A 25,512-nucleotide genomic window follows, 5' to 3' on the forward strand; every position below is an offset into this window, starting at 1 on the left:
GGCTTAGAATTGATGTAAAATTTAATACATGGAGAAAGCGGCGGCAGTTCTCCTTTTAGACTTATTTCTGGCAAAATTATGGGGCGATGCGCTTTTAATTCAAGGATATTGTTATGATATTCGAAAATATACGTGAGAATCTGCCGCTCATGGCCGATCGGCGGCCATCCTTGACTCGCTCGGGAGCCGAAGAGATTTCGCGTCTCCGAGAGCAGCCTGCCGCCATCGTCATCATCGAAGCCAGGCAATTGATCCGTGATTGCCTGGCTTCATCCCTGCTCTCTCAAAGTCGTGATTACGAGGTCGAGACGTTTTCGTCGCTGGCGGAATGGCGTCGCGAGCGGTCGAGCCCGCCGAGACCGGGAACGGTGGTTTTGCGCTATGTGAGCGGTCCGCGCTGCCGCAAGGAGATCKAGCGGGAGATCGAGGACCTTGCCGCGGATGGCGATGTCTCGCTGGTCCTGCTTTCGGATACCGAGGACGTCGACGAGATGCTGGAGGCCATCGCGACCGGCGCGAAAGGCTATATCCCGACAACGCTTAGCCTCGACGTGGCACGCGGCGCGATGAGCCTGGTGCGTTCGGGCGGAGTGTTCATTCCGTCGGGGAGTCTGTTGTCGCGTCGCGCCGGCAAGCCGGGAGACCCGGTGGGGCCCCGGCAGATGTTCACACCCAGGCAGGCGGCAGTGCTCGAGGCCGTGCAGCATGGAAAGGCGAACAAGGTGATCGCCTATGAACTCGACCTGAAGGAAAGCACCGTCAAGGTTCATGTCCGCAATGTCATGCGCAAGCTCGGTGCGCATAACAGGACAGAGCTCGCGGTCCTGAGCTTCAACTTGCCGGGCTCCGGTCGGTAGGGCGGGGCAGAGGAAGAGCGCGCCCGACAGGTGATACCCGGCCGGGCGCCGGGATCGTGAGGCTCGCTCGAGCAGGATCGCTCAGCCGTGGCTCTGGTCGAGATGGCCGAGGTCGCGGCCGGGGTCGAGGCGGTCCCGCACGCGCTGCTTCAGCGCCTTCACGTCGGGGAAGCCGCCATCATTCTTGCGGTCCCAGATCAGCACGTCGTCATAATGGATCCGGAAGGTCCCGCCTGTACCCGGCAGGAGCGCGACTTCGCCAAGATCGGGGCCGAAGGTCGAGAGCAGTTCCTGGGCCATCCAGGCCGATCGCAGCAGCCAGTTGCACTGCGTGCAGTAGGTGATGGCAATGCGGGGGCGCTTCGTGTCCGACATGGCGGGAGCCTTGGCTTGCGAGCAGAGAATCCGTTCCGGGCTCGGAACGCTTGCGAGCGCTCATGCCAAAATACGCCTGACGGAACAAGCAACGCGACGACAGGGCTGATCCCGTCGTCGCGCAGGCGTGGGCCGGCCTGATCGAGGCTGGCCTCAGCTCACATCTTCTTGCCGTCCTTGTCGTACTGCTTGAGAAAGGCGGTGAGATCCTTGATCTCCTGTTCGTTCTTGATGCCGGCGAAGACCATCTTGGTGCCGGGGATCTTGGCCCGCGGATCCTTGATGTACTCGGCGAAGACGGTCTCGTCCCAGGTGATGCCGGAGTTCTTGTTGGCGTTGGAGTAGCTGTAGCCCTCGACGGAGCCGGAATGCCGACCGAAGAGACCGTTCAGGATGGGCCCCACCGTATTCTTGGCACTTTCGCCAAGCTGGTGGCAGGCGCGGCACTTGTTCCAGGAGCGCTCGCCGGCGGCGACGTCCTGGGCTTGGGCTGAATTCCCGAAGATCGCGGCAGCGATCAGGATCGTGGCGCAGGCAATCGCTTTCATCATGGTTCCTTCATCGGCAGCGGGCCGCACGGAATCGCGCGGCGGGAAATTCAGAATGCTTCTAATCGGCGCCTGGGCCAATCACGTGAACATGTCGGCGGTGATGCCGGCATACCAGCCGATGTTCTCGGCCTGGGTCTGCTTGCGCAGCTCGTCGCTCTCGTCGGGCTGCGAGACAAAGGTCTCGACAGCGGCGATTTTGCCGTCTTTCGGCTCATATCGACCGCCAACCTTGATGGCGTCGTCGGTGTCGACCAGGCTCCAGCAGGTGTTGACGTAGCGCGGCGGGAAGGTGCGCGACCCGGACAATTCGCCGCGGATGACCATGGCCGCGACCTTGGCCTGGCTGTTGGCCGAGAAGGCGGATTTCGGCATGTCGCCAGCGATGCAGGCATCGCCGAGGACGAAGATGGCGGGATCGGCTGCCGACTTCATCGTCGCGGGATCGATGGCGCAATAGCCGCCGGCGGGCGCAAGTCCAGCCTCGCGCGCGATCGCGCCCGCCATCTGGGCCGGGATGACATTGACGAAGGCACAGTTCTTGTAGGTTTCGAAGCCGGTCACCACGGTGTTGGTCTTGGGATCGACCGACTTGATGCCGTCATGCACCTTGGGGCCGAGCCACTCGATCATCGTGCCGTAGCGTTTCTCCCAGTCGGGTTGGAAGACGCCCTGCTTGGAGAAGCTCTCCTTCGGATCGAGGATGACGATCTTCGCCTGCTTGCGCCCGGTCTGCATCAGGACATGGGCGAACATCSAAGCACGCTCATAGGGACCTGGCGGGCAGCGATAGGGATTGGGCGGGGTGATCATCACGATCAGGCCGCCATCCGGCACCGCATCGAGCCGCTCCTTGATCAGCCGGGTCTGGCGGCCGGGCTTCCAGCCATGCGGCATCGCTTCCTCGGCCTCCTTCGACCAGCCCGGGACGGAATCATATTTGAGGTCGATGCCAGGGGAGAGCACGAGCCGATCATAGGGCAGGCGCTCGCCGGTGGAGAGCACGACCTCTTTCTTGTCGCGGTCGATCGCGGTGGCGCGGGCGCGCGCAAGCGTGATGCCGTTGTTCTTCGTCAGCGCGTCATAGCCATGGACGAGCTCGTCATAGCTCTTGAACCCGCCGATAAAGAGGTTGGAGTGAAAGCAGGTCTGGTAGCGCTCATTCTCCTCGACCAGCGTCACCGCAATGGCGCCATTGCTGTCTTTGGCGATGTAGCGGGCTGCAGTCGCACCGCCCGCGCCGCCACCGACCACGACGACGCGCGGCTTCGCCTGGCCGAGCACTGCGGGGGCGCCAAGGGTTGTCGCTCCGGAGAGCGCCAGCCCGGACAGAACCAATGAACGGCGATCKATCAGCATCTCTCTCTCCCCATTATCGTCAGTGAACCCGGTGATCCCTGATCCCGGCAGGCCTTCTGCGGGCCTATCCAACCTTCATGTAGCCAAAGCCCTTGGCCTGCAGCGCAGCCACGGCTGCCACGCCCGACGGCACGAAGCTGATAAACGCGGCATCGCGCGCCTTGGCCTTGTCGAGCTTCAGCCGATCGAAGGTGATCTCGCAGAGATGAACCTTGAGACCGTTCTTTGCGACATCCTCGATCCGCTCGAAAATCTTGGGCACCATGGCCTCGTCGCGCCAGCTGGTGTCGGTAAGGTCGTTCAGGAAGAACTTCACGCCCTGTCCATGCGCGACGACGACCAACTGCAGGGCGAACGGATCGGCACCATAGGCAGAGTAATGGTTTGCGATGTTGGTCAGCATCTGAACGAAGCGCTGCGGATCGCCGAAATCACAATGATAGACACAGGCGACATCGGCTTCCTTCTGAAGGTCGGTCAGCTTGAGGTCACGCGGCGCTGCCCCTGCTTGTGTTGCTGCTGCGGCAAGGCCGGAGGCCGCTGCGAGAAGCATGCTGCGACGAGTGGCGTCCGCTAATGAATGTGACATTTGGCCCTCCCTCGGGTTTCGCCGGCTTCCGGTCTATGGAGCTGGTTTGAGGCTGCCGTAATAGCTTGCCAGCGCCTCGACCTCTTCCTGGCTCAGGCGCCCGGCGATGGTGCGCATCACCTGGTTCTCTCGCTGCCGGTCCCTGTAGCTGTTCATCAGTGCGATGAACTGGTCGACGGGGACGCCGACGATGGCAGGAATTCCTCCATCATGGCGCCCGCTGGTCTGGTGGCAGGCGGTGCATTCCGACGAAAGATACTCGCCGAGCGCGCGATCGCCGGCCGCCTGTGCGCAGGACATCACGGGGATCAGCGCCGCAAAACCGACCAGGGCGGCCAGGGCCACCCGGGATGCGCACTTTGCGGTGGCGCAGCCTGTCCCCATCAATCCACCTTGGGGGCGGTCTTGGAATCGGGCGTCACATCCAGCACGGCGGCCCGCCCGGTGATCTTTACCTCGGCCTTGCAGTCCTTCATGCAAGGCTCCTTGCCCCAGAACGCCTTCTCGGTGGTTTCGCGGTCATCGTCATAGAAGGTCGACGCGTTCGGAAGTTTGACGCTGGTGAAATTCTTATCGGACAGCTCGAACTCCTCGTCCTTCACGATGTCGTTGAGGTAGAGCAGATAGGCTGTCAGGGCGTAGATCTCGTCCGGTGAGAGCGACTGCGCATTGCCATAGGGCATGGCGCGGCGGATGTAGTCGTAGACGGTGGAGAGATCGGGCCAGAACGAGCCGATCGTCTTCTCCGGACGGTCCGAGGTCAGGCTGCCCTGGCCGCCTGCCAGCACGGGCCAGCGGCCATTGCCCTGCCCGAACTCGCCATGGCAGCTCGCGCATTGCGTCTGGAAGATCTCGTCGCCCTGCTTCACCGTGCCCTTGCCGGGCGGCAGGCCCATGCCGTCGGGCCGCACGTCGATGTCCCAGGCCTTGATCTCTTCCGGCAGCGCCAGGCGGCCGAGATTGAGTTTCGCGTGCGCGGGCTGGCCGGCGGCATGCGGCACGGGCTTGGGCTGGGCCTGCTTCTGAGGTTGCGCGATCAACGGGCCGGCTGCGACGACGGCGAGCGCCGCGAAACCCGCAAGCAGGGCGAGCTTAGGCGATCTCGACATTCTCGGTCTCCCCATTCGCCCGGACGAGCCAGGTCTGAATGCCGTTATTGTGGTAGATGGAATTGACGCCGCGCACCTTGCGCAGCTCGTCCTTGGTCGGCTGGACATAGCCGGTGGAATCCATGGCGCGGGACTGGATCAGCAGTTCCTGGCCGGCCCAGTCGAAATCGACATAGAAGCGGGTCAGCGACTTATCGAGAACGGGGCCGTCGATGCGGGCACTCTGCCAGTTCTTGCCGCCGTCGAGCGTGACGTCGACACGCTTGATCGTGCCGCGTCCCGACCAGGCCAGCCCGGACAGCACATTGCGCCCCTTGTGCTTCAGCGGCGCCTGCGGCGAGGGATTGGTCACCACGGATTTGGCGTCCATGATGAAGGTGAAGCGGCGCGAGCGGCCATCCGCAAGAAGGTCGGTATATTTCGAGGTTTCCTCGCGCGCCATCCAGGGTTTGTCGCCGACTTCGATGCGGCGCAGCCACTTGACCCAGAGATTGCCTTCCCAGCCGGGGATGACGGCGCGCAGCGGATAGCCCTGCTCGGGCCGCAGCGCCTCGCCGTTCATGGCGAAGGCGATGAGCACGTCACCCAGCGCCTTCTCGAGCGCGAGCGAACGGTTCATGCCGGAGGAATCCGCACCTTCCAGCATCAGCCATTTGGCGGTCGACTTCACACCCGCTTCTTCGAGCAGGGCCTTCAGCGGCACGCCCGTATACATGACGTTATGGACCATGCCGTGGGTGAACTGGCAGCCATTGAGCTGCGCGCCGCGCCATTCCATGCCGGAATTGGCGGCGCATTCGAGGAAGTAAACGCGGTTCTGCCGCGGCATACGCCGGATGTCCTCCATGGTGAAGACCAGCGGCTTTTCGACCAGGCCGTGGATCAGCAGGCGGTGATTGGCCGGCTCGATATCGGCGATGCCGCCGTGATGGCGCTCGAAGCACAGGCCGGACGGCGTGATGATGCCGTCGAGTTCATGGAGTGGCGTGAAGTTGACCGAGGATTCCGGGGATGCCGTCAGCCAGGAGACGTCCCGGCGCATGACATGTTTCTMATGGCGCGAGGGCATTCCGTAGGGCCGCTTGTCGACGCCTTCGCCGAGATAGCGGTTCCAGTCCTGGACGTCGGTGATCAGCGGGTCGGGAGCCCCGGCGCGGGCACCGGTAGCCGAGGCGGCCAGCCCCGCGCCAGCCATTCCGGCCGCGCCGAGGAAGCGGCGCCTGCTCAGGCTTTCGCGGTTGCGGGGGGAGGTCATGGCGGCAGATTCCTCTGGATTGGGAGGGTTCAGGGAGGATGGCGCGGGTCAGGCGCCGGTCACCTTGACGGCGTCGTTTGGCGTGATCGAAACGGTCTTGGTGCGGGCGACATGGTCGCGGACCACGTCCCAGATCGGCGGCCCTTGCGTGCCCTCGTTGACGCTGGCCCAGCCGGCGACGACGTATTTCCGGGACGCATCGATCGGCTTGCCGGATTTCAGATGCGTCAGCCCGGAGATGCGGCTGCCCATCGGCTTGCCGATATCGATGGCGTAGCCCATGCCGCCGATGCGGACCATGTCGCCGCCGCCCTGGAAATAGGGATCGGGGTGGAAGATATTGTCGGCGACGTCCTCGAGGATCTCCTTGAGCTGGGCGCCGGTCATCTCCATGCGGTAGCAGTTGGGATAGGTGATCGCGGTCGCGTTGGTGATCGCCTCCCAGGTGATCGGCTCGCCGGGAAGCAGCGTCCCGCCCCAGCGGAAGCCGGGGGAGAGTGCGATCTCGGCGTCGCGCTGGCTCATCATGGCGTCGCAGATCAGGTCGTCGAAGGTGCCGTTGAAGTTGCCGCGCCGGTAGAGCAGCGACTCGGTCCGTCCGATCTCGCGGGCGAGGTCGGCGGCGAAGGGCTCGCGGAGCTTCCTGACCAGCGCCGCCATTTCGGTATCGGGGGTGATCGCTTCGGAGAAGACCGGCATCAGCTTGAAGCGGATATCGGCGACCTTGCCGTCCTTCACCGCGATGTCGAGCCGCGACAGGAACTTGCCATGCGAGCCGCTGGCGACGAGGGCGGTATTGCCGACGCGCACCACACCGGGCATCGCGTCATGGGTGTGGGCGGTCAGGATGATGTCGAGGCCCTTGACCCGCGCGGCCAGTTTCCTATCGACGTCGAAACCGTCATGCGAGAGCAGCACGACGATGGCTGCGCCCTCGGCACGGGCCTCCTCGACCTGTTTCTGGATCTCCTCCTCGCGGATGCCGAACTCCCAGTCAGGGAACATCCAGCGCGGATTGGCGATGGCGGTACGCGGCAGCGCCTGGCCAATCACCGCAACCTTGACGCCGCCCTTTTCGAAGACCTTGCGCGGCTTGAAGACGGGTTCGTTCCACTCCTTGTCGCGAATGTTCTGGGCGAGGAATGCAAAGGATGCGCTCTCCGCGATCTCCTTGACGCGCTCGGCGCCGAGCGTGAACTCCCAATGGCCGACCATGGCATCGGTCTTCAGGGCCGACATGACGTCGACCATGTCCTGGCCCCTGGTCTGGAGCGAACTCCAGCTGCCCTGCCAGGTGTCGCCGCCATCGAGCAGCAGAACCTTATCGTCTCCGCGTTCGGCGCGGATCGCCTTGACCAGCGTCGCGATGCGGTCGAGCCCGCCCATCCGGCCGTACTGACGGGCAAGCGAGGTGAAGTCGTCGGAGGTCAGGGCAAAGGCGTCGGCCGAGCCCGTGGCGATCTTGAAATGCTCCCGGAACTCCGCGTCGGTCAGGTGCGGCGGCTGACCCTTGGCCTCGCCGACGCCGAGATTGATCGAGGGTTCGCGGAAATGCAGCGGCACGAGCTGGGCGTGGATATCGGTGACGTAGAGAAGCGTCACGGTGCCGAGCGGGTCGAAGCGCAGGATGTCGGCCTGGGACAGGCGCTGCTGCGCGGCTGCGCGGCCGAGCGGGCCCAATCCGGAAGCCAGCGTGATGGCCGCAGCAGCCGATGTTGCCTGAAGAAAATCGCGCCGTGAGATCATGATCCACCCTTGGGCGGCGCGCAGCCGCCCTCATGCGGGGACGTTTCGCCCCGCTTGTCCGTTCGATGCGAGCAACCGGCCGGGTCGCGGCCGGCGAGACATCAGCCGACCGTCAGCTTGTTCTTGGCGGTGTATTCGGAACMGTCATCATCCTTCCAGGTGAAGGTGAATTCACCCGATTCCGTCGCCTTGAAGAAGAAGGACTGGTACGGGTTGGCCGAAATCGCGGGATGCCAATCGGCGGAGAAAACCGGCTTGCCGTTGAAGCTCGCGCTGAACTTGTTGATGATCTTACGCGGAATCGTCTCGCCCTTGGCGTCCTTGCGCTGGCCGGATTCCATCTCGTGCGAGATCAGCGTCTTGATCTCGATCATCTCGCCTGCGGCGGCCTTGGCGGGAACGCGGACCCGCGGGGTGGGCTTGGTGCTCATGGGGTATCCTCACCGTGATCTTGTCGTTGTCGGGGCTGGAACGCGCAGGTCTCAGCCGCCGCAACCGCCGATCGTGACCTTCACATTGGCCTTGGCCATATGCAGCGCGCCGTTCGACATCTCGGCGACGCAGACGATGTTCTGGGTCTGGGCGAGGCGCATGCGGGTCGCGGCCGAGGCCTTGCCGCAGGCTGGCGTGAAGCTGTAGCTGACGATGCCGGGAAGCGGGTTGCCGTCGGCATAGACATGCACGGCCTTGACGTAGTCGGCGTCCGTCATCGGGCTTTCGATCTCGATATTGATCGGGACGACCAGGCCGTTCTCGGCGATTTCGGGAACATCGAGCTTGATCTTGCCCGTGGCGAAGGGCTTGTCGCCATAGAGCTTCTTCAGTTCGTCCGCGACCGTCTTTTCATCCGCGAAGGCGAGCTTGGCGCCGAGAAGGCTGGCCACGGCGGCGAAGGCACCCGCCTTGAGAGCGTGACGGCGCGACAGCCCCGCTTGCTGAAAATCCATTCGGACATCCTCCCTGGAATTATTCTGGTTAGCTCTTGACGACGCGACCGTCCGTCGCACATCATTTCGACATATCGTGATATTGTTTTTTGTGAATGTAAAGGCTTTCAAATCAAGAAAGCCGGGAATGAAGGTCGCATGAAGCGGCCGGCTGGGGAAACGAAAGGGCAGGGCATGAAGCTCACTGTGATCGGCGCGGCAGTTCTTGCCGCGGCCATGACGCTCGCGGCCGGGCATCTGACCGCACAATCGCCGCCGCAGGACGATAGCGAGAAGGAGATCGAGCGCTATCGCCAGATGCTCTCGGACCCATTCTCCAACCCGGGTTATCTCGCAGTCGATCGCGGCGAAGAGATCTGGACGACGAAGCGCGGCACCAAGAATGTCTCGCTGGAAGGTTGCGATCTCGGCGAGGGCGCCGGCAAGCTGGAGGGAGCCTATGCGCGGCTGCCGCGCCATTTCGCGGATGCCGACAAGGTCATGGATCTGGAGCAGCGCCTGCTCTGGTGCATGGACAAGGTCCAGGGGCTCGACACCAAGGACGTGCTGTCGCGACGCTTCTCCTCTCCCGGAAAGGCATCCGATCTCGAGGACCTGACGGCTTTCATCGCCAACAAGTCGAACGGCATGAAGCTCGAGCCGCAGCTCAAGCACGCCAAGGAACTTGAAATGGCGGCTGTCGGCGAGGAGCTGTTCTATCGCCGCGGCGGCGTGATGGACTTCTCCTGCGCCACCTGCCACGCCGAGGAAGGCAAGCGCATCCGCCTTCAGGGCCTGCCCAACCTGTCCGTGCCGGGGGCCGCTGCCCAGGCGACGATGGCGACCTGGCCGACCTATCGGGTCTCCCAGAGCGCGCTTCGCACGATGCAGCACCGCCTTTGGGACTGTTATCGGCAGCAGCGCTGGCCGGTGCCGGATTTTGGCTCGGATAGTCTGACCGCGCTCACCGTCTTCCTGAACAAGCAGGCGGCCGGCGGTGAACTCAATGTGCCTTCGATCAAGCGCTGAGGGGACTGAACCGATGATCAGATCAGCTTTCGCCTCCCTCGCCCTGGGCAGCTTCGTGCTCTGTGCGCCAGCCCTTGCGCAGGACAAGCCGGCCAAGCCCAGCCAGGCGACGATCGAGGCCTATGTGAAGTCCACTTTCGGCAAGGCGCCGGCGGAATGGCAGGCGCGCATCACGCCGGATGAATCGCTGGCGGCGTGCAACGTCCATCGCAATCAGGTTTCGTCCGCGGATGCGGAGGCCATCACCAAGCGCGAACTCGCCAGGGTCAGCTATCCCGCCGACGGCAAATTCCTCGGCAACTGGAAGGAAGGCTACAAGGTCGCCAATAACGGCCGCGGCGGTCAGTTCTCCGATCCACCGGACACTATTGCCGGCGGCAACTGCTTCGCCTGCCACCAGCTCGATCCCAAGGAGCTGAGCTACGGCACGCTCGGCCCGAGCCTCGCCGCCTATGGCAAGGACCGGAAATACGACGCCGAGGCGATCAAGGACGCCTACACGAAGATCTATAATTCACAGGCCGTGGTGCCCTGTTCGAACATGCCCCGCTTCGGCACCAACAAGGTGCTGAGCGAACAGCAGATCAAGGACGTGATGGCCTATCTGTTCGACCCGGAATCGCCGGTGAACAAGTAGCGGCAAGGCCCAGCGGCAGTAAACGTCATCCCGGCCTCGGTTCTTCCGTGGCCGGGATGATTGCGTTTGGAGGTGACCAACGTCAGGCGCCTTGCCGCTTCAGCCACTCCGGGAAGGGCGCTGTCTCATAGCCCTTCTCCCGCACAAAGCGGAACATGGCGAGGAAATCGCGTGGTTCGAGCAGTCCCGGCATGCGGGCGACCTCGCGGGCTTGCGGCTTGCGTTGGCCAAGTCCTTCCGCGCTCTCGGGCATGAACTGGATCGTCGGAGTGAAGCGCACGCCATAGGCCTCGCCCAGCGCCTTCTCGCCCAGTTTGCGTCCGTCGAAATCGGTGACCTCGCGGGCGCCGATATGGTTGAGGTGCAGCACCTCGAAATTGGCCTTGATGTAACCTTCGATCTTGGGATCGGCGAGATGTACCTCATGCATTCGCCGGCAGGCCGGGCAGCCCTTGAGACCCCACATGATCGCGAGGCGCTTGCCGTTGCGGGTCGCGGTCTCGATGTCTTCGGAAAGGTCGAGGAAGCTCTCGAGATACCAGTCCTGCTGGTAGAGCCCGTCCTCGCCGAGTCTGGCGGCGGCGAGGGTCTGAGGCGCGAAGGAGACGGCGAGGGCAGAGCCGAGAAGCCTGCGTCGGGTCAGCATGGAAACTCTCCCTTCAGCCGATCGTGCCGAGGATCGGGATGGTCTGTAGCAGCCAGCCGGCGAGCGCCGGCATCATTCCGGTGATGAACAGCAAGCCTGTCACGACGAGTGCGGCGCCCATCGTCTTCTCGATGACGGCCATGTGCCGGCGGAAGCGGGAGAGCCAGGTCAGGAAGGGACCGGCAAAGACCGCCGCCAGCAGAAAGGGCAGGCCGATGCCGAGCGCATAGGATGCGAGCAGAAGCGCGCCGCGCGAGGCGCTGCCCTCGGCGCCCGCGACCATCAGCACCGTCGCCAGCACAGGCCCGACGCAGGGCGTCCAGCCGAACGCGAAGGCAAGCCCGACGAGATAGGCGCCGAGCAGGCCGGCGGGACGTGCGGATGTCTGGAAACGGGCCTCCCGGTAGAGCAGAGGAATCCGCAGCCATCCGAGAAAATGCAGGCCCATGACCAGGATGATTGCACCGGCGGCGATGGACAGCGTGTMGAAATGCGCGGTGATCCAGGTCCCGATGGTCGAGGCGGTGGCGCCGAGTGCGACGAAGACGGTGGCGAAACCGAGCACGAAAACGGCGGCCATGGCGATGATGCGGCGACGCTGCGCGGCCGTCAGCGCGCCGTCCGAGCCGGACAATTCGCCGATGCCGACACCCGCGAGGAAGCAGAGATACGGCGGCACCAGGGGCAGCACGCAGGGGCTCAGGAAGGAGAGCAGACCTGCTGCGAAAGCCCCTGCGATCGAGATGTCGAACAAGGTTCAACCCGCCAATTRTTTAAACATATGAATACGACTATGTTTGTCGGATGAAAGCAATCGCGAAATGGCTGAGCTGGCATGCCGGCCTCGCAGCACTGGTGGGGCTGGCGCTTGTCACCCTGCCGTTGCGGGCGGCAGAGCTGGTGATGTTTGAACGCGACGGCTGCATCTGGTGCGCCCGCTGGGACCGGGAGGTCGCGCCTGTCTATGCCAACACGCCGGAGGGCAAGGCAGCACCGCTGAGGCGGGTCGATCTCGGTTCCACCCGCGCTGATGAGCCTGGACTTGCTGCACCGGTCCGCTTCACGCCGACCTTCGTCCTGATGGATGAAGGGCGCGAGGTCGGCCGGATCACCGGCTATATCGGCGACGACGCATTCTGGGGTTTGCTTGGCAAGATGCTTGCTGGCATGGACAGTCCCAGCCATCGAACCCGCGGCCAGTCCGCGACAATGGAACGAAAATGAGCGCGATTGTCTCCAAGGCCCTTGAAGCCGAGCTGCGCGACGGTGCCGAATTCTCGGCCGAGCTCGATCAATTGATGCGCAAGGCCCGCAAGGCCAGCGATTTCCTGAAGGCCCTGTCCCACGAAAACCGGCTCCTGCTGCTCTGTCTGCTGGCCGAGCGCGAGCGCACCGTAACGGAACTTGAGAACATCCTCTCGCTGCGCCAGCCGATGGTTTCGCAGCAGTTGGCGCGGCTGCGGCTCGACCAGTTGGTCACCACCCGCCGCGACGGCAAGGCGATCTATTACAGCCTCGCCAATGACGATGTGCGTCAGGTCATCTCGGTGATCTACGACATCTTCTGCAACCGTCCCGAGAGCACGGACCGCTTGCGTGATTGAAATGGGGGCCGGCAGGGGCGTCTGACGATCATGGAACCTCTGCCGACCTGGGCCGTGACGCTGATCGGCGTCGTCATCGGCGCGGCTTGCGGCTTCACTGCCCGGCGTGCCCGGCTCTGCTCCTTCGGGGCGATCGAGGACGCCTGGATGGGTGGCGATACGCGCCGCCTGCGCATCTTCGGGCTTGCGCTCGCCGTTGCGCTCGTGGGCACGCAGCTTCTGGTCGGCTTCGGCTGGCTTTCGCCCCGGCTCTCGACCTATGTGCCTTCGGCCCTGCCCTGGCTCTCGATCCTGCTCGGCAGCACGGTCTTCGGGATCGGCATGGCGCTGGTCGGCACCTGCGGCTTTGGCTCTCTCGTTCGTCTCGGCAGCGGCGACCTGCGCAGCCTGATCGTGATGATGGTCTTCGGTGCCGTCGCCTATGCCACGCTCCGCGGCATGCTGGCTTCCTTTCGAATCGATGTGCTCGAGACGGTCGCCCTGCCGATACCTGGTGGAGTGCAGGGTGATCTGCCTTCACTGCTCGCCTGGTTCGGTCTCGGCGACTGGCGGCTTGCCATCGTTCTCGTCGCCGCCCTGGTGCTGATACTGGCTGTGCTCGCTGACCCTCGGTTGCGGCGTTCGCCGCGGCTGCTGCTGGCCGGGCTGACGCTGGGGTTCGGCGTCGTTGCAGGCTGGTGGGCGACAGGTGTGGCGATCGACGAATTCGCCGCGTTTCCGCGCCCGCAGAGCCTGACCTTCGTCTCGCCAATCGGCCGGGCGCTCTACGCGGTCCTGACCCACCCCATCGGGTTCCTCGATTTCGGGGTCGGCACCATTCTGGGGGTGATGCTCGGAGCCTTTGCCTCGGCGCTCTACGATCGCGAGTTCCGCTGGGAGGCCTTCGACGATCACCACGAGATGCGCCGCCATCTGGCGGGCGGTGCGCTGATGGGATTCGGCGGCATTCTCGCCGGGGGCTGCACCATCGGGCAGGGCGTCACGGCCGGCTCGCTGATGGCGCTGTCCTGGCCGCTGGCGGTCGCCGGCATGATGCTCGGCGCCCGCATCGGTATCGCAGTTCTCGTCGAGGGCTCGGTGCGCGAGATGCTGGCCGAACGCTTCGCGCGCCGCCGTCGCTGCGATTGAGCGTTCTTCCGCCGATCAGGCCGCGGACGGGATGAAGCGGAAGGACTGCCCGGTGCGCTCGACCGTACCGATCCCGCCCTTTGGCAGATGATAGCCAATCACCCGCAGCTTCTCGTCGGCGGCCCGGCCAAGCACGGTCTTGCGGGTCTGGACCGCCTGATCCGGGTCATGATCGGACGCTGGGCGCCATTCCGGATGTGCGAAGGATKCGACCGGATGCGTCGCCGCGTCGCCCAGCACGAGCAGCCTGTCGCTGCCGTCCTTGATCTCGAAGGAGACATGTCCCGGCGTATGGCCGGGCGTCGCGACAGCCGCGATTCCCGGCAGCACTTCCTCGCCTGCGGCGAAGGTCTTCAGCCCGTCCTGGAGACCCTTCAGGACGCGCTGTGCGCCGGCTGCAAAGGCGTGCCGGTCTTCGGAGAGACGCTCATAGACCTTGGCATCAGTCCAGAACGCCACCTCGTCGCGGGCCGCCAGCCAGGTCGCATTCGGGAATGCCGGGCTGTCGAACTCGTCGAGCGCCCCCCAGAGATGGTCCGGGTGCAAATGGGTGAAGACGACATGGCTCACACTGTCGGGCGCGATACCGGCGGCCTCCAGGCTTGCCGCGAGCTTGCCGCTGCCGGCAAGAAAGTGCGCGCCGGCGCCGCAATCGAACAGGATCGTCTCACTGCCGCGCTTCAGGCAGGTGACGTTCAGCACGGTCTCGGCTGGCCCCTTGCTGCCGGTCATCGCCTCGAGCTGGGGCAGCGGCGTATCGCGCGCGATCATCGAGAGCGGCAGCTGGAAGCCCCCATCGCTCAGCACCAGGATCTCGGCCTTGCCGAGCCCGGCCCGCGCCACGACCTGGGCTCGTGCCGCACCGCCGCAGAACGGGGCCGCCGCCGTCAGACTGGCTCCGAGAGTAAAGGCGCGCCGGTCAAGCATTGAAGATCTCACATATTCCTATGGATGAATATGTGACGCTAGCAGAGCTCCGTTGCCTTGTCTTCCTGTTTGCAGACGCAGTMTCAGCGCGGGAGGCGCAGGCCGGCTCCCCTGGCCACGGCCGCGCGATAGACGGTAGCCGCCACGGCGAGATCGGCGAGCGCGAAGCCGCGGAAAATGAACATGGCGCGCTGCTCCGCGTCGAGGCGTCCGGGCCGGACCCCGCCGGCAAGTTCCGTCAGGTCGGCATCGAAGGTGCCGAGCGGGCCGACATCCCGAGCGATCGGTGGGCTCTCCGCCTGTTGCTGGTGATCGTCGGTGGCCAAGAGGTCGAGCTTGCGCAAGCCATCCGGCAGCCAGCTGCGGGCGACGTCGACGGCCGCAACGAAGGCCCCCGGCTTCAACCAGGCAGGATCGAGGAAGGGCGCGAAACCGGGCTGCATGGGCACGGAGGTGATGATCACGTCGCTGCTGCGAACGACGTCGCTGGCGTCATCATGGGCCTTCGCCGCAAGGCCCTGGTCGCGGGCGTGCTCTATGAAGACGTCGGTGGTGCGGCGGCTTCGGCCGAAAGCGCGAAGCTCGGTCAGGCCGGGCAGCAGGGACTTGAACGCGGCAAGATGCGAGCGAGCCTGCAGGCCGCAGCCGATGAAGCCGATGGTGCGGCTTTCCGGCCGTGCCAGGAACGCGCCCGCGGCCGCGGACATGGCCGCCGTGCGGATCGCCGTGACGAGGTTGCCATCGAGGATGGCCAGCAACGTGCCGGATGCATAGTCGTTGAGTGCAATCATGGCGTGGATGCCGGGCGTGCCCGCTTCATTCGCGGCGGGCGCCATGCCGAGCCATTTCGTCGCTGCCATGCCGATCGCGGGCGAGGCCGCGCAAAGCGACTGGAAGGCGTGGCCGGGGCCGATATCGAGCGCAAGCTTGGGCTTGCTCAGCGTCTGGCCGTCGTGATGAGCCTTGAAGATCGTCTTCACCGCCGCGCGGGCGAGCGCCGGATCGAGTTCGAGCCCGGCGATGTCGGCTTCGGCGAGATAGAGGAGAGTGTCAGGCATGGGCAGGCTCGCAGCAGGCGGGGCTCGGTTGAATCGGATCGTGCCATGGGCGCACGGGCGTGACCGATCGCTCAGCGTGGTTCTTCTAGCGGCGTGGGTGCCGGAACGGAAACGGACAAACGAGGGTGTCAACCGTCCGACAGTCTTGTCGCAATATCGGCGCCGGCCTTCAGCGTCAGGGTCACGGGTGTACGCTCGGCGACATCGGCGAGGCGCATCCGCTGATCCTCAGACAGATCGCCCGTCAGCGTGATGACACGTTCGATCTTCGAACGATTCTCGACCTTGACGTGGTGCAGATCGATATCGACAGCMTGAAGGCTCCACTGCTTGCGCTCGGCATACATCCGCAAGGTGATGGCCGTGCAGGCGCCGAGGCTGGCGAGCAGCAGGTCATAGGGCGCTGGCCCGGCATCGGCTCCGCCCAAGGCAGCCGGTTCGTCGGCAACCAGCGTCCGGCCGCCCATTCTGATCGTCGTCGCAAAATTCGTCGTGCCGATATGGGCGTTCGCGAGGGCCATGAAGCCATCCTCCAGGCACGTCAGCGCAGTCTGTCGAAGCTGCGCCGACGGCGTCACGATCCTGAGCGGTGCAGGCGTGCTTGCCAACCCTCGTGCGGGCTCAGCCTGGAAGCCCCGCGATGACGCCCTTGCGCAGCAGGAAGCAGCCATAGGGCCGGGGGTCGCCGACCTGGACGACAGCGAAGCTCGCCTTCGCCGCGGCATAGAAGGCGAAACGCTCGATGCCGAGGCATGGCACGGGCTCTCCCATGGCGCGGTCGATTTCGGCCTGAACCTCGGCCTGGACCGGCGGGATCTCGTCAGGCTTGCCGACAACCTCCATGCGACGCAGCGAGCCGGGCTCGAAATCGTCGATTGGCAGGACGGAGAGGATGGCGCGGGTCGCGCGGGCCATCGAAAGGCCGGGCAGTCGGATCAGCCTTCCGCTGGCGGTCGCGCTGGCAACGGTATCGGCCGGATGATTGGCATCGACAATGGCCAGATCGTCGCCATGGCCCATCGCGGCCAGAACCCAGAGCAGATCGGCGCTCAAGAGAGGGTCGATGCCCTTCAGCATATCAGTTGCGTCCTCGGTGGGAGAGATAGAGCCTCTGGGCATTGCCGCCCATGATCGCGGCGCGATCGGCTTCGGGCAGGGGCGCCAGCAATTCCGCGACGGTTTCGAACCAGCGGGAATAGTCGGCTCGCAAGGTGACGACGGGCCAGTCGCTGCCCCAGATCAGGCGATCGGGACCGAAGACGGCGAGCAGATGCGAAACGGCCGGGCGCAGGGTCTCGGTCGTCCAGCCGGCCGAGGCTTCGGTGACGAGGCCGGAGATCTTGCAGAAGGTCTGGGGCCGCGCGGCGACTGCGGCGATATCCTCGCGCCAATTCGCGATCTCCCCACTGATGAGATCCGGCTTGGCGGCATGGTCGACAACGACGGCGAGCGTCGGATGTCGATCGAGAACGGCCAATAGTGGCGCAATGTGCTGCGGTCGCAGCAGCGCGTCGAAGACGAGGTCATGGGCTGCCACCGCTGCGAAGGCGGGCGCAAGGGAAGGGCGGGCCAGCCAGTTCTCGTCGGGAATGTCGTGGACCATGGGCCTGAGCCCGACCAGCAGCGGATTGCCGCTCAGGCGGGCAATCCGCTCGGACGCATCGAGCGCATCGAAATCACACCAGCCGACGACGCCGGAGACGCTTTGGTCGTGCTCTGCGATGCCGAGCAGGAATGCCGTCTCTGCCTCGGTCGGCGCGGCCTGGACCAGGATGGTGCGCGCGATGCCGTGCCGTGCCAGCAGCGGCGCCAGGTCCGGTGGACCGAAGTCGCGATGAATCGGGCCCAGTGCCGGGGTCAGCCAGCCATAGTCGCCGCGTGAGAGCCGCCAGTAATGCTGATGGGCGTCGATCCGCATCGGGCTATTCCGGTACAGGAACGTCAGCGCCGAGCAGGCCTTCGGCCTTGAGCGCGCTCCAGAGCTCGGACGGAACCGGCGCGGCGATTTCGGCAAGCTGGTCGGCGACCTCCGCGGGTGAGACCGCTCCCATGACGACGCTGGAAACGGCGGGGTGGCCCAGCGGGAACTGCAGCGCCGCACGGCGCAGTGGCACCTCATGGCGCCGGCAGATCGTCTCGATGGCGGCAACCCGGGCGAGGATCTCGGGCGGAGCCGGCTTGTAATTGTACTTGGCGCCAGCGACGGGGCCGGTGGCCAGGATGCCGGAATTGAAGACGCCGCCGAGCATCAGGCCAATGCCCTTCTTCTGCGCGATAGACATGAAGGATAGGAGCGCCGGCTGTTCCAGCAGCGAATAGCGGCCGGCCAGCAGCATCGTGTCGAAGTCGCCGGCATGGGCAAAGCGCTCGCACATCTCCGCTTCATTGACCCCGACTCCGATCGCCTTGACCGTACCGGCCGCCCGCAATTTGTCGAGCGCGCGGTAGGCGCCGGCCATTGCCTCGAAGAACCGGTTCTCGATGGCGTCCGCGCCATGGGTCCAKATGTCGACGTCATGGATCAGGACGATATCGATATGGTCCATGCCCAGCCGGAGGGCGGATTGTTCGAGCGAGCGCATGGTCCCGTCATAGGAATAGTCGAAACGCATGCCATGCGGCAGGCCGCCCAGATAGCCCGAGCCGTTGCCGCGCCCCATGAAGGGCTGTGCGACGCGGCCAACCTTGCTGGAGAGCAGCACATTCTCGCGGTCGACCCGGCGCAATGCCGCACCGATGCGATGCTCGGACAATCCGTGACCATAGAGTGGCGAGGTATCGATCAGAGTGACACCACTGGCGACGGCAGCCTCTACCGTTGCGACGGCCTGAGCCTCGTCGAGCCGTGCATAGAGATCACCGAGGGGCGCCCCGCCGAAGCCGAGTATCGAGACCTTCAGTCCGGTGCGGCCAAGGTTTCGCGAGGGGAGGGGCGGCGCAATTGCGGGCATGGATGCGGGTCCAGGAATGTGCTGCAGTGACTATGTGCACGCCAACATGTCAGCTTGCAACCGACCTCGAACGCGATTAGCGTCAGCGCCGGATCCGAAGGGCAAAGTCTCGACGGGACCGGCGCACAGCCGGATAAACAGGCAGGCTCGTCAACGGGCCGCAATCCGCGTCCACAGGGAGGACAGTCATGACAGACAGCATTCTGAAGCCGAGCCGGCGCGCGCTTCTGCGCGGGGCCGCAGCGTTGGGCGCGGCGGGCGCCGTCGGTTCGCCGATGGTTCTGCGCGAAGCCCATGCGCAGGCCGCCTTCAACTGGAAGCGCTTTGCCGGCACGACGATCGATGTGCTGTTGGTGAAGAACCCGCGTTCCGACCTGATGCAGGCGGCCGAGAAGGAGTTCACCGAGCTCACCGGAATCAAGGTCTCGGCCGAACAGGTGCCGGAGCAGCAGCAGCGCCAGAAGGCGGTAATCGAGTTTGCCTCGGGCAAGCCGAGCTTCGACGTCAGCGGCATCTCGCTGCATGTGCAGAAGCGCATGGCCGCCAAGGGCAAGTGGTTCGAGGATCTGACGCCCTTCATCAAGGACGCCTCGCTGACCTCGCCGGACTTCAACTTCGATGATTTTGGCGCGGGACCGGTCGCCTATGCGCGCCAGGCCGACGGATCGCTCGATACGATCCCGTTCTTCGTCGATTACTGGATGATCTACTACAACAAGGAGCTCTTCGACGCGAAGGGCGTGGCCTATCCCAAGACGATGGACGAGATCGCCACGGTCGCGGCCAAGCTGCATGATCCGGCCAAGGGCATCGCAGGCTTCGTCTCGCGCGGCCTGAAGAACGCCAACGTCCCGGTCTGGGCCAGCCTGCTGCTGGGCCAGGGCATCGAGACCACCTCGCCCCAGGGCAAGCTGCTCACCGATACGCCCGAGGCGGCCTGGGCCGGCGAACTCTACAAGAAGCTGAACAAGGAGACCGGCCCGGCCGGTCAGGTCGGCTTCAACTGGAATGAATGCCAGACCACCTTCATGCAGGGTCGYGCCGCGATGTGGCTCGACGGCATCGGCTTTGCCACGCCGCTCGAGGACCCGACGAAGTCGCGTATCGTCGGCAAGGTCGGCTATGGCATCACGCCGCCCGGGCCGAAGGCGCATCATGCCGGGATGTTCGCCGATGGCATGGGCATTTCGCGCGGCTCGCAGAAGAAGCAGGCCGCGTGGCTCTATCTCCAGTTCATGACAAGCAAGGCGCAGCAGATCGCGATGCTCAAGGCCGGCGCCGGAGCGCCCGKGCGTGCCTCGGCCTATCTCGACACCGAGACCATCTCGCAGTCGAAATTCGGCAAGCAATATTTCGAGTGTCTGCTGGGTTCAGCCAAGGTCGCCCGCGCTGCGCTGCCGCAGATCGTTCCGGTGACCGAATTCCGCGATGTCTTCGGCGTGGCGCTGACCAATGCGCTCGGCGGTGCCGATGTCGCTGCGGAGTTGAAGAAGGCGACCGAAACCTTCGCGCCGGTCCTGGTCAAGAGCGAACAGGGCTGACGACCATCACCATCATGGCCGGGCATGCCCTGGCCATGATGGCCTTCCCCGTTCGGGGAGGGCGATGTTCACGACGCGAATGCCCGCCACAGGGCGGGCATGACAAACCGTTTTCAGCAAAGCGCAGAGCATGACCAACTCAACCGCCATGCCAGCGGATCTCGCGACGCCCAAGGTGCTGCCTGCGAGACATTCAGCGGATTTTACGCCGCGCTACTGGCTGTTCTCGTTGCCCGCCGTGCTGGTCATCCTCGGGGTGATCGTCTTCCCGTGGCTGTTCACGCTCTATATGTCGGGCCATGACTGGAAGATCGGCGGAGGCCCCGAATTCGTCGGCCTGCAGAACTTCTCGGAGCTGTTGCGCGATACGCGCTTCCTCGAATCGATGGGGCATACCGCCTATTTCACGGTCCTCGCCGTGGTGCTGCCGATCGTCTTCGGCACGGCGGCGGCCCTGGTCTTCCACCGCGAGTTCCCGTTCCGGGGGCTACTGCGCACCATCTTCGTGATGCCGATGATGGCGACGCCCGTCGCTGTCGCACTGGTCTGGACGATGATGTTCCACCCGCAGCTTGGCGTGCTGAACTACCTGCTATCGCTCGTCGGGGTTGGACCCCAGCCCTGGGTCTACGACCCCCATACCGTGATCCCGACGCTGATCCTGGTCGAAGTCTGGCACTGGACGCCGCTCGTCATGCTGATCGTGCTCGGCGGTCTGGCCGGCTTGCCGAAGGAACCCTATGAATCCGCGCTGATCGACGGCGCCAATTCCTGGCACATGTTCCGCCACATCACGCTGCCGCTGGTCTGGCCCTTCATCATGGTGGCGATCGTGATCCGCACCATCGATGCGCTGAAGGCCTTCGACACGATCTTCGTGATCACCCAGGGCGGGCCGGGTACGGCGTCCGAAACGCTCAACATCTTCCTCTATCTGCAGGCCTTCCAGTTCTACAAGATCGGCTACGCCTCGGCCGTGGTGGTGATCTTCTTCGTCATCATCATCATGCTCTCGCTGCTGCTGCTCTACGCGCGCCAGAAGTCGAAGTGGAACGCGGAATGAAGCGGCTCGCCTCCAAGATCGGCTTTGCGCTTTCGGTCTTCGTACTGGTTTCGCCGGCCGTCCTCGTCTTCCTCTGGATGCTGTCGCTCTCGTTCAAGAACGAACTCGACAACACCGCTTTCCCGCCGGTCTTCATCCCGAACCCGCCGACGCTGGCGAACTATCTCGACGTCTTCGAGAAGAACAACTTCGCGCTCTATCTCTGGAATTCGATCCTGGTTACGGGCGGGGCTGTGCTGATCGGGCTCGGGGTCGGCGTGCCAGCGGGCTACGGCATCGCCCGCGGCAAGGCGACGAAGTTCGCGATCCTGATCCTGGTCGCCCGCATGACACCGGCCTTGTCCTACCTGATCCCGCTCTTCCTGCTGTTCCAGATGACCGGGCTCGTCGGCAGCATCACGGCGCTGGTGATCACGCATCTCGTCATCACCATTCCGATCATCGTCTGGATCATGATCGGCTATTTCGAGAATGTGCCGATGGAACTGGAGGATGCGGCGCGCATCGACGGTGCGACGACCTGGCAGGCCTTTCGTCATGTCGCGCTGCCGCTGGCGCGGCCCGGCATCGTGGTCGGCGGCATCCTCGCCTTCATCTTCTCCTGGAACAACTTCATCTTCTCGGTCGTGCTCGGCGGCAAGAACAGCCGTACCTTGCCGTCTGCAGTCTACAACTCCCTGACCTTCGAGCAGATTTCCTGGGGGCCGCTCGCCGCTGCCGCGCTGCTGGTGACGCTGCCGGTGCTGCTGCTGACGGTGCTGGCTCAGCGTCAGATCGTCGCCGGATTGTCGGCCGGAGGGCTGAAGGATGGCTGAGCCGCACCTCGATTTCCGTGTCTTCCCGACCTTGCGTCAGTTTTGACTGCAAACTAACATGTCAGACATTCATATCTCAGGAAAGCTCCCTCCAATGGCTATCGACCCGAACCGCTTCGGCCTTTCCTGCGCCATCACGACGCCGATGCGGGAGGGCGGAGCCGTCGATCTGCCGCGCCTCGTCAAGCATGCGCGCCACGTGCTGGCCGAGGGCTGTGACTCCGTCACGCTGTTTGGCACGACGGGCGAGGGGGCGGCGCTTGGCCTGCCGGCGCGTACCGCGATGCTGGGCGCGCTGGTCGGTGCCGGCGTCGATCCTGGCACGCAAATCTATGCCGGCGTCGCCGCTGCCTCGCTGCATGAATCGATCGAGCAGGCCAAGGTCGCACTCGATATCGGCGCCAAGGGCCTGCTGGTCGCGCCGCCCTTCTATTTCAAGGGCGTCAGCGACGAGGGACTCTTTGTCTGGTTCTCGCAGTTCTTCGAGAAGCTGGGGCCGTCCGCCCGCAACACCATCCTCTACCACATCCCCTCGGTCACGGCGGTCGACATCAGCGTCGGGCTGGTCGAGCGGCTGAAGAAGGCGTTTCCGGGCATCGTCACCGGGGTGAAGGATTCCTCGGGCAGCTATGCGAATACCGAAGCCCTGCTCAAAGCTCACGGTGAGCTTGCCATCCTGGTCGGTGACGAACGGCTGCTCGCCCGCGCGGTGAGGGCCGGGGCTCAGGGCTCGATCTGCGGCGTCGCCAATCTGGTGCCGGGGCTGCTTCGGCCGATGGTTTATGAAGGGACGGAGAGCCCGGTGGTGAATGCGCTGGTCGACGAGGTCTGCAGCTATCCGGTCCTGCCGGCAGTCAAGGCCCTGGTCGGCCATCTGCATGGCGACAAGGGCTATAGCGCGATGCGCCCGCCGCTCGAGGCTTTGAGCGAGGCGCAGCGACAGCGCTTGTTCGCAGCCTTCGACACGATTACGCGGGCCAAGGCCGCCTGAGGAGCCACGAGAGGAACAGGAGCGCATGGGCGAGAACGATCAGGAGCGCGACGGCGAACCGCTGAAGCTGCGGGACAAGGCCTATGTCAGCTTCACCGAGCGGCTGCTGGCGCGAGAGATCAAGCCAGGTCAGTTCGTCACCCAGCGCGAGCTCGTGGCGATGACTGGCCTGCCGCTCGGCGCCATTCGCGAACTGATCCCGCGCCTCGAGGCGGAAGGTCTGATCAAGACCGTGCCGCAGCGCGGCATGCAGGTTGCCCATGTCGATCTCAACCTGATCCGCAATGCGTTCCAGTTCCGGCTCTTCCTCGAAAAGGAAGCGACTGCGCTCTACGCGAAAACGGCGACGGACGAAGAGATCGCCGAACAGCGTGAACGCCACGAAGCGATCATCCGGAGGGCCGCGGCGGGTGGCGACGAGACGCTGATCGAGGACGCCGAGGATGTMGACCGGCTGATGCACGAGGCGATCATCGATCACCTCGACAACGACATCGTCTCCAAGGCCTTCCGGGTCACCTGGCTGAAGATCAGGCTGATCCGCCAGTACGAGACGCGCATCCAGAACCACATCCTGGTTCCGGTGATGCAGGACCACCTGAAGATCATCGCGGCCATCGAGGCGCGCGACCCCGAACGGGCGGCAGCCGAGATGAGCGCGCATATCGGGAACGCCCGCAACCGGGCCATGAGCTACTGAAACATGAGCTACTGAAGCATGGGCTACTGAAGATCGCGATCGGAGAACGTGGTATTGGCCGGCGCCGCCAAAACGGACCGCGTCACGCTCTTCGCCGAGCGGCCGTCACTCGTTCTGCGATGTGCTGGAGATCATGACGCGCTATTCCTACGGGCCGATCAAGCGGGCGCGGATGTCGAGCCGATTGCGCTGCCGGTGAGCTCCGCTTCGCTTTCGTGGCCATCTCGCGCGATCATACCCTGTTTCCTACCGCGTCCGGCGCTGCTGGTCGCGATCACGCTCTGGCCGCCGCTTGACGACCCCGCTGCCAAACCTGGAGATGGGCAAATGGCAGCGCGGTTCGGAGGCAAACCTTGACGATTGCAAGACCGTCGCATGACGCGACCCAGAAGCTCATCACCTTCCTCTATTATCGCGATCTGCCGCAGGCGATGCGCTTCTACGAGGACGTGCTCGGGCTCGAACTTACGATCGATCAGGGCTGGTCGAAGATCTACCGCATCACCGAGGGGGGCTATGTCGGCCTCGTCGACGAGAGCCGGGGCAGTCATCGCGCCCACCCGGTCAAGCCGGTGCAGATCTGCATCCGCGTCGCTGATGTCGACGGCTGGCATGCCTATGTCGAGAGCGTCGGCGTCTCCGCGCTGAAGCCGCCGCGCAGCCATGAAGCACTCCGGATCCGGGCATTCGTGTTCGATGATCCGGAGGGCTATCAGATCGAGATGCAGTCGGCGCTCGTCTAAAGCATCGGCCCGAAACGTGGGCTGCGGTCCTCGGGAAAGCGGATGCAGGCACAGAAGGTCAGATCATCGGAGCCGGTACGGTATCCGGTCCGATGATCCAGGTGTCAGCTCGGGAAGGCTGCGACTGCGCAGCTCTGACCGCCATCGACGGGCAGGCAAACTCCGGTGATGAAGGCTGCTTCGTCCGAGGCCAGGAACACGGCGGCCGCAGCAATATCCCAGGCCGTGCCCATCTTGCCCATCGGTACGGCGGCGTTGCGGGCAGCGACCATCTCGTCGACCGAGGCATACTGACCCGAGATCTGCTTGTAGATCAGCGGCGTGTCGATCAGGCCCGGCATGATGCAGTTCGCCCGGATGTTCTGCCGGGCATATTGCATGGCGAGCGCCATCGTCGCCTGGTTCACCGCTGCCTTGGTGGCGTAATAGGCAAAGTAGGGGTAGCCGGTCCAGCGGATCGCGGCGAGCGAGGAGATGTTGACGATCGCGCCGCCGCCGCTCGCAAGCATCGCCGGGATGACCGCCTTGGCCGTGCGATAGACCGAGCCGAGATTCAGATCGAGCGCAGCCCGAAACTTCTCCTCGCTAAGTTCGACCGGTCCACCCATATGGGTCACGCCGACATTGTTGTGCAGAATCTGGATGCCGCCGAAGCGCGCCATGGTGGTCGCGACGGCGTCATCGACCGAGCCCTGCTTAGTCACATCGGCTGCGATCGCGAGCGCTTCGCCTCCMTCCTCGCTGATGATGGCCGCTGTCTCGTCGGCAGCAGCCTGGACGAGGTCGATGCAGATGACCCTGGCGCCCTCCCGCGCATAGGCGACCGCTGCGGCCTTGCCATTGCCCCAGCCCGGGCCTGAGGAGCCGGCACCGAAAACGATCGCGGTCTTGCCCTTCAGCCGGTCGGCCATGACG

The 25,512-nt window shown here is 64.5% G+C and carries 32 protein-coding genes; 12 read left to right on the forward strand and 20 right to left on the reverse strand.

The window, feature by feature from the left end:
• Positions 1-248: hypothetical protein (locus tag AC1DJT_RS14550; RefSeq protein ID WP_476834294.1), on the reverse strand; the 248-nt coding region annotated here is incomplete at its 3' end.
• A gap of 120 nt (positions 249-368) precedes the next feature.
• Between AC1DJT_RS14550 and AC1DJT_RS14555 the strand changes: the two genes are divergently transcribed.
• Positions 369-857: a LuxR C-terminal-related transcriptional regulator gene (locus tag AC1DJT_RS14555; RefSeq protein WP_476834295.1), complete on the forward strand. Its 489-nt coding sequence runs from the start codon at positions 369-371 to the stop codon at positions 855-857.
• Positions 858-938: 81 nt separating this feature from the next.
• Here AC1DJT_RS14555 and AC1DJT_RS14560 read toward each other — a convergent pair whose 3' ends face one another.
• The 10 genes from AC1DJT_RS14560 to soxY all read right to left on the reverse strand — a co-directional run bounded on the left by AC1DJT_RS14560 (position 939) and on the right by soxY (position 8,785).
• Positions 939-1,232, reverse strand: a complete 294-nt coding sequence (locus AC1DJT_RS14560; protein WP_476768043.1) for an Rdx family protein — start codon at positions 1,230-1,232, stop codon at positions 939-941.
• 158 nt (positions 1,233-1,390) lie between these two features.
• The gene (locus AC1DJT_RS14565; protein ID WP_441506955.1) at positions 1,391-1,783 is read right to left on the reverse strand and encodes a c-type cytochrome; all 393 of its coding nucleotides are present in this window, start codon (positions 1,781-1,783) and stop codon (positions 1,391-1,393) included.
• 78 nt (positions 1,784-1,861) lie between these two features.
• A complete protein-coding gene (locus AC1DJT_RS14570; protein WP_476834296.1) occupies positions 1,862-3,139 on the reverse strand; it encodes an FCSD flavin-binding domain-containing protein in 1,278 nt (425 codons plus the stop codon).
• Between the two features lie 64 nt (positions 3,140-3,203).
• Entirely contained in the window at positions 3,204-3,728 is a 525-nt protein-coding gene (locus tag AC1DJT_RS14575) for a DsrE family protein (RefSeq protein WP_476768044.1), read from the reverse strand.
• A 33-nt stretch (positions 3,729-3,761) separates the two neighbouring features.
• The gene (locus AC1DJT_RS14580) at positions 3,762-4,073 is read right to left on the reverse strand and encodes a c-type cytochrome (protein ID WP_441488150.1); all 312 of its coding nucleotides are present in this window, start codon (positions 4,071-4,073) and stop codon (positions 3,762-3,764) included.
• A 38-nt stretch (positions 4,074-4,111) separates the two neighbouring features.
• A complete protein-coding gene (locus AC1DJT_RS14585; protein ID WP_441506957.1) occupies positions 4,112-4,837 on the reverse strand; it encodes a c-type cytochrome in 726 nt (241 codons plus the stop codon).
• A complete protein-coding gene (gene soxC, locus AC1DJT_RS14590) occupies positions 4,821-6,092 on the reverse strand; it encodes a sulfite dehydrogenase (RefSeq protein WP_476834297.1) in 1,272 nt (423 codons plus the stop codon). The genes AC1DJT_RS14585 and soxC overlap by 17 nt, the downstream gene beginning before the upstream one ends.
• 48 nt (positions 6,093-6,140) lie before the next feature.
• Positions 6,141-7,838 (reverse strand): thiosulfohydrolase SoxB, encoded by a 1,698-nt coding sequence (gene soxB, locus AC1DJT_RS14595; protein WP_441488153.1) that lies wholly within the window; start codon positions 7,836-7,838, stop codon positions 6,141-6,143.
• 101 nt (positions 7,839-7,939) lie between these two features.
• Positions 7,940-8,269, reverse strand: a complete 330-nt coding sequence (gene soxZ / locus AC1DJT_RS14600) for a thiosulfate oxidation carrier complex protein SoxZ (protein WP_476834298.1) — start codon at positions 8,267-8,269, stop codon at positions 7,940-7,942.
• Positions 8,270-8,320: 51 nt separating this feature from the next.
• Entirely contained in the window at positions 8,321-8,785 is a 465-nt protein-coding gene (soxY, locus tag AC1DJT_RS14605) for a thiosulfate oxidation carrier protein SoxY (RefSeq protein ID WP_441506959.1), read from the reverse strand.
• Between the two features lie 216 nt (positions 8,786-9,001).
• Between soxY and soxA the strand changes: the two genes are divergently transcribed.
• The gene (soxA, locus tag AC1DJT_RS14610; protein ID WP_441507037.1) at positions 9,002-9,793 is read left to right on the forward strand and encodes a sulfur oxidation c-type cytochrome SoxA; all 792 of its coding nucleotides are present in this window, start codon (positions 9,002-9,004) and stop codon (positions 9,791-9,793) included.
• Between the two features lie 13 nt (positions 9,794-9,806).
• Positions 9,807-10,430, forward strand: a complete 624-nt coding sequence (gene soxX / locus AC1DJT_RS14615; RefSeq protein WP_476768047.1) for a sulfur oxidation c-type cytochrome SoxX — start codon at positions 9,807-9,809, stop codon at positions 10,428-10,430.
• An 82-nt stretch (positions 10,431-10,512) separates the two neighbouring features.
• Here the strand turns inward: soxX and AC1DJT_RS14620 are convergent, their stop codons facing one another.
• Together AC1DJT_RS14620 and AC1DJT_RS14625 are read right to left on the reverse strand one after the other, a co-directional pair.
• Positions 10,513-11,076, reverse strand: coding sequence for a thioredoxin family protein (locus tag AC1DJT_RS14620; RefSeq protein WP_441488156.1), 564 nt, complete (start codon positions 11,074-11,076; stop codon positions 10,513-10,515).
• 13 nt (positions 11,077-11,089) lie between these two features.
• A complete protein-coding gene (locus AC1DJT_RS14625) occupies positions 11,090-11,830 on the reverse strand; it encodes a cytochrome c biogenesis CcdA family protein (RefSeq protein WP_476834299.1) in 741 nt (246 codons plus the stop codon).
• Between the two features lie 50 nt (positions 11,831-11,880).
• Here AC1DJT_RS14625 and AC1DJT_RS14630 point away from each other — a divergent pair, with 50 nt between their 5' ends.
• From AC1DJT_RS14630 to AC1DJT_RS14640, 3 genes are read left to right on the forward strand one after another with little or no spacing between them, the layout of a single operon-like run.
• Entirely contained in the window at positions 11,881-12,300 is a 420-nt protein-coding gene (locus tag AC1DJT_RS14630; RefSeq protein ID WP_441506962.1) for a thioredoxin fold domain-containing protein, read from the forward strand.
• On the forward strand, positions 12,297-12,680 hold the full coding sequence (locus AC1DJT_RS14635) for an ArsR/SmtB family transcription factor (RefSeq protein WP_043238549.1): 384 nt from the start codon (positions 12,297-12,299) through the stop codon (positions 12,678-12,680). The genes AC1DJT_RS14630 and AC1DJT_RS14635 overlap by 4 nt, the downstream gene beginning before the upstream one ends.
• A 30-nt stretch (positions 12,681-12,710) precedes the next feature.
• Positions 12,711-13,808, forward strand: coding sequence for a YeeE/YedE family protein (locus AC1DJT_RS14640; protein WP_476768048.1), 1,098 nt, complete (start codon positions 12,711-12,713; stop codon positions 13,806-13,808).
• 15 nt (positions 13,809-13,823) lie between these two features.
• Here the strand turns inward: AC1DJT_RS14640 and AC1DJT_RS14645 are convergent, their stop codons facing one another.
• From AC1DJT_RS14645 to AC1DJT_RS14670, 6 genes are all read right to left on the reverse strand, one after another.
• A complete protein-coding gene (locus tag AC1DJT_RS14645; protein WP_476834300.1) occupies positions 13,824-14,735 on the reverse strand; it encodes an MBL fold metallo-hydrolase in 912 nt (303 codons plus the stop codon).
• A gap of 83 nt (positions 14,736-14,818) precedes the next feature.
• Entirely contained in the window at positions 14,819-15,925 is a 1,107-nt protein-coding gene (locus AC1DJT_RS14650) for an ornithine cyclodeaminase family protein (RefSeq protein WP_476834301.1), read from the reverse strand.
• On the reverse strand, positions 15,922-16,314 hold the full coding sequence (locus tag AC1DJT_RS14655) for an OsmC family protein (protein WP_476834302.1): 393 nt from the start codon (positions 16,312-16,314) through the stop codon (positions 15,922-15,924). Before AC1DJT_RS14655 ends, AC1DJT_RS14650 begins: the two co-directional genes overlap by 4 nt.
• Positions 16,315-16,414: 100 nt before the next feature.
• Positions 16,415-16,870, reverse strand: coding sequence for an RbsD/FucU family protein (locus AC1DJT_RS14660; RefSeq protein ID WP_476768052.1), 456 nt, complete (start codon positions 16,868-16,870; stop codon positions 16,415-16,417).
• A 1-nt stretch (position 16,871) separates the two neighbouring features.
• Positions 16,872-17,711: an amidohydrolase family protein gene (locus tag AC1DJT_RS14665; protein WP_476768053.1), complete on the reverse strand. Its 840-nt coding sequence runs from the start codon at positions 17,709-17,711 to the stop codon at positions 16,872-16,874.
• Positions 17,712-17,715: 4 nt separating this feature from the next.
• Positions 17,716-18,744 (reverse strand): aldo/keto reductase, encoded by a 1,029-nt coding sequence (locus AC1DJT_RS14670; protein ID WP_476768054.1) that lies wholly within the window; start codon positions 18,742-18,744, stop codon positions 17,716-17,718.
• A gap of 188 nt (positions 18,745-18,932) precedes the next feature.
• On the opposite strand from AC1DJT_RS14670, the gene AC1DJT_RS14675 reads away from it, so the two are divergent.
• The 6 genes from AC1DJT_RS14675 (at position 18,933) to AC1DJT_RS14700 (ending at position 24,597) form a co-directional block, all read left to right on the forward strand.
• A complete protein-coding gene (locus tag AC1DJT_RS14675; protein WP_476834303.1) occupies positions 18,933-20,285 on the forward strand; it encodes an ABC transporter substrate-binding protein in 1,353 nt (450 codons plus the stop codon).
• Between the two features lie 148 nt (positions 20,286-20,433).
• The gene (locus tag AC1DJT_RS14680) at positions 20,434-21,348 is read left to right on the forward strand and encodes a carbohydrate ABC transporter permease (RefSeq protein ID WP_441488347.1); all 915 of its coding nucleotides are present in this window, start codon (positions 20,434-20,436) and stop codon (positions 21,346-21,348) included.
• Positions 21,345-22,163: a carbohydrate ABC transporter permease gene (locus AC1DJT_RS14685; protein WP_441488167.1), complete on the forward strand. Its 819-nt coding sequence runs from the start codon at positions 21,345-21,347 to the stop codon at positions 22,161-22,163. Before AC1DJT_RS14680 ends, AC1DJT_RS14685 begins: the two co-directional genes overlap by 4 nt.
• Positions 22,164-22,257: 94 nt before the next feature.
• Entirely contained in the window at positions 22,258-23,154 is an 897-nt protein-coding gene (locus AC1DJT_RS14690; RefSeq protein WP_441506970.1) for a dihydrodipicolinate synthase family protein, read from the forward strand.
• A 25-nt stretch (positions 23,155-23,179) separates the two neighbouring features.
• Positions 23,180-23,854, forward strand: a complete 675-nt coding sequence (locus AC1DJT_RS14695; RefSeq protein ID WP_476769464.1) for a GntR family transcriptional regulator — start codon at positions 23,180-23,182, stop codon at positions 23,852-23,854.
• Between the two features lie 353 nt (positions 23,855-24,207).
• Positions 24,208-24,597, forward strand: a complete 390-nt coding sequence (locus AC1DJT_RS14700; protein ID WP_441488169.1) for a VOC family protein — start codon at positions 24,208-24,210, stop codon at positions 24,595-24,597.
• 104 nt (positions 24,598-24,701) lie between these two features.
• On the opposite strand, the gene AC1DJT_RS14705 is transcribed toward AC1DJT_RS14700, so the two are convergent.
• Positions 24,702-25,508 carry an SDR family NAD(P)-dependent oxidoreductase gene (locus tag AC1DJT_RS14705; protein ID WP_476834304.1) on the reverse strand — a complete coding sequence of 269 codons (807 nt, stop codon included), beginning with the start codon at positions 25,506-25,508 and terminating at the stop codon, positions 24,702-24,704.
• Positions 25,509-25,512: the final 4 nt, after the last annotated feature.

Source organism: Allobosea sp. 05T422_2, assembly GCF_056396265.1.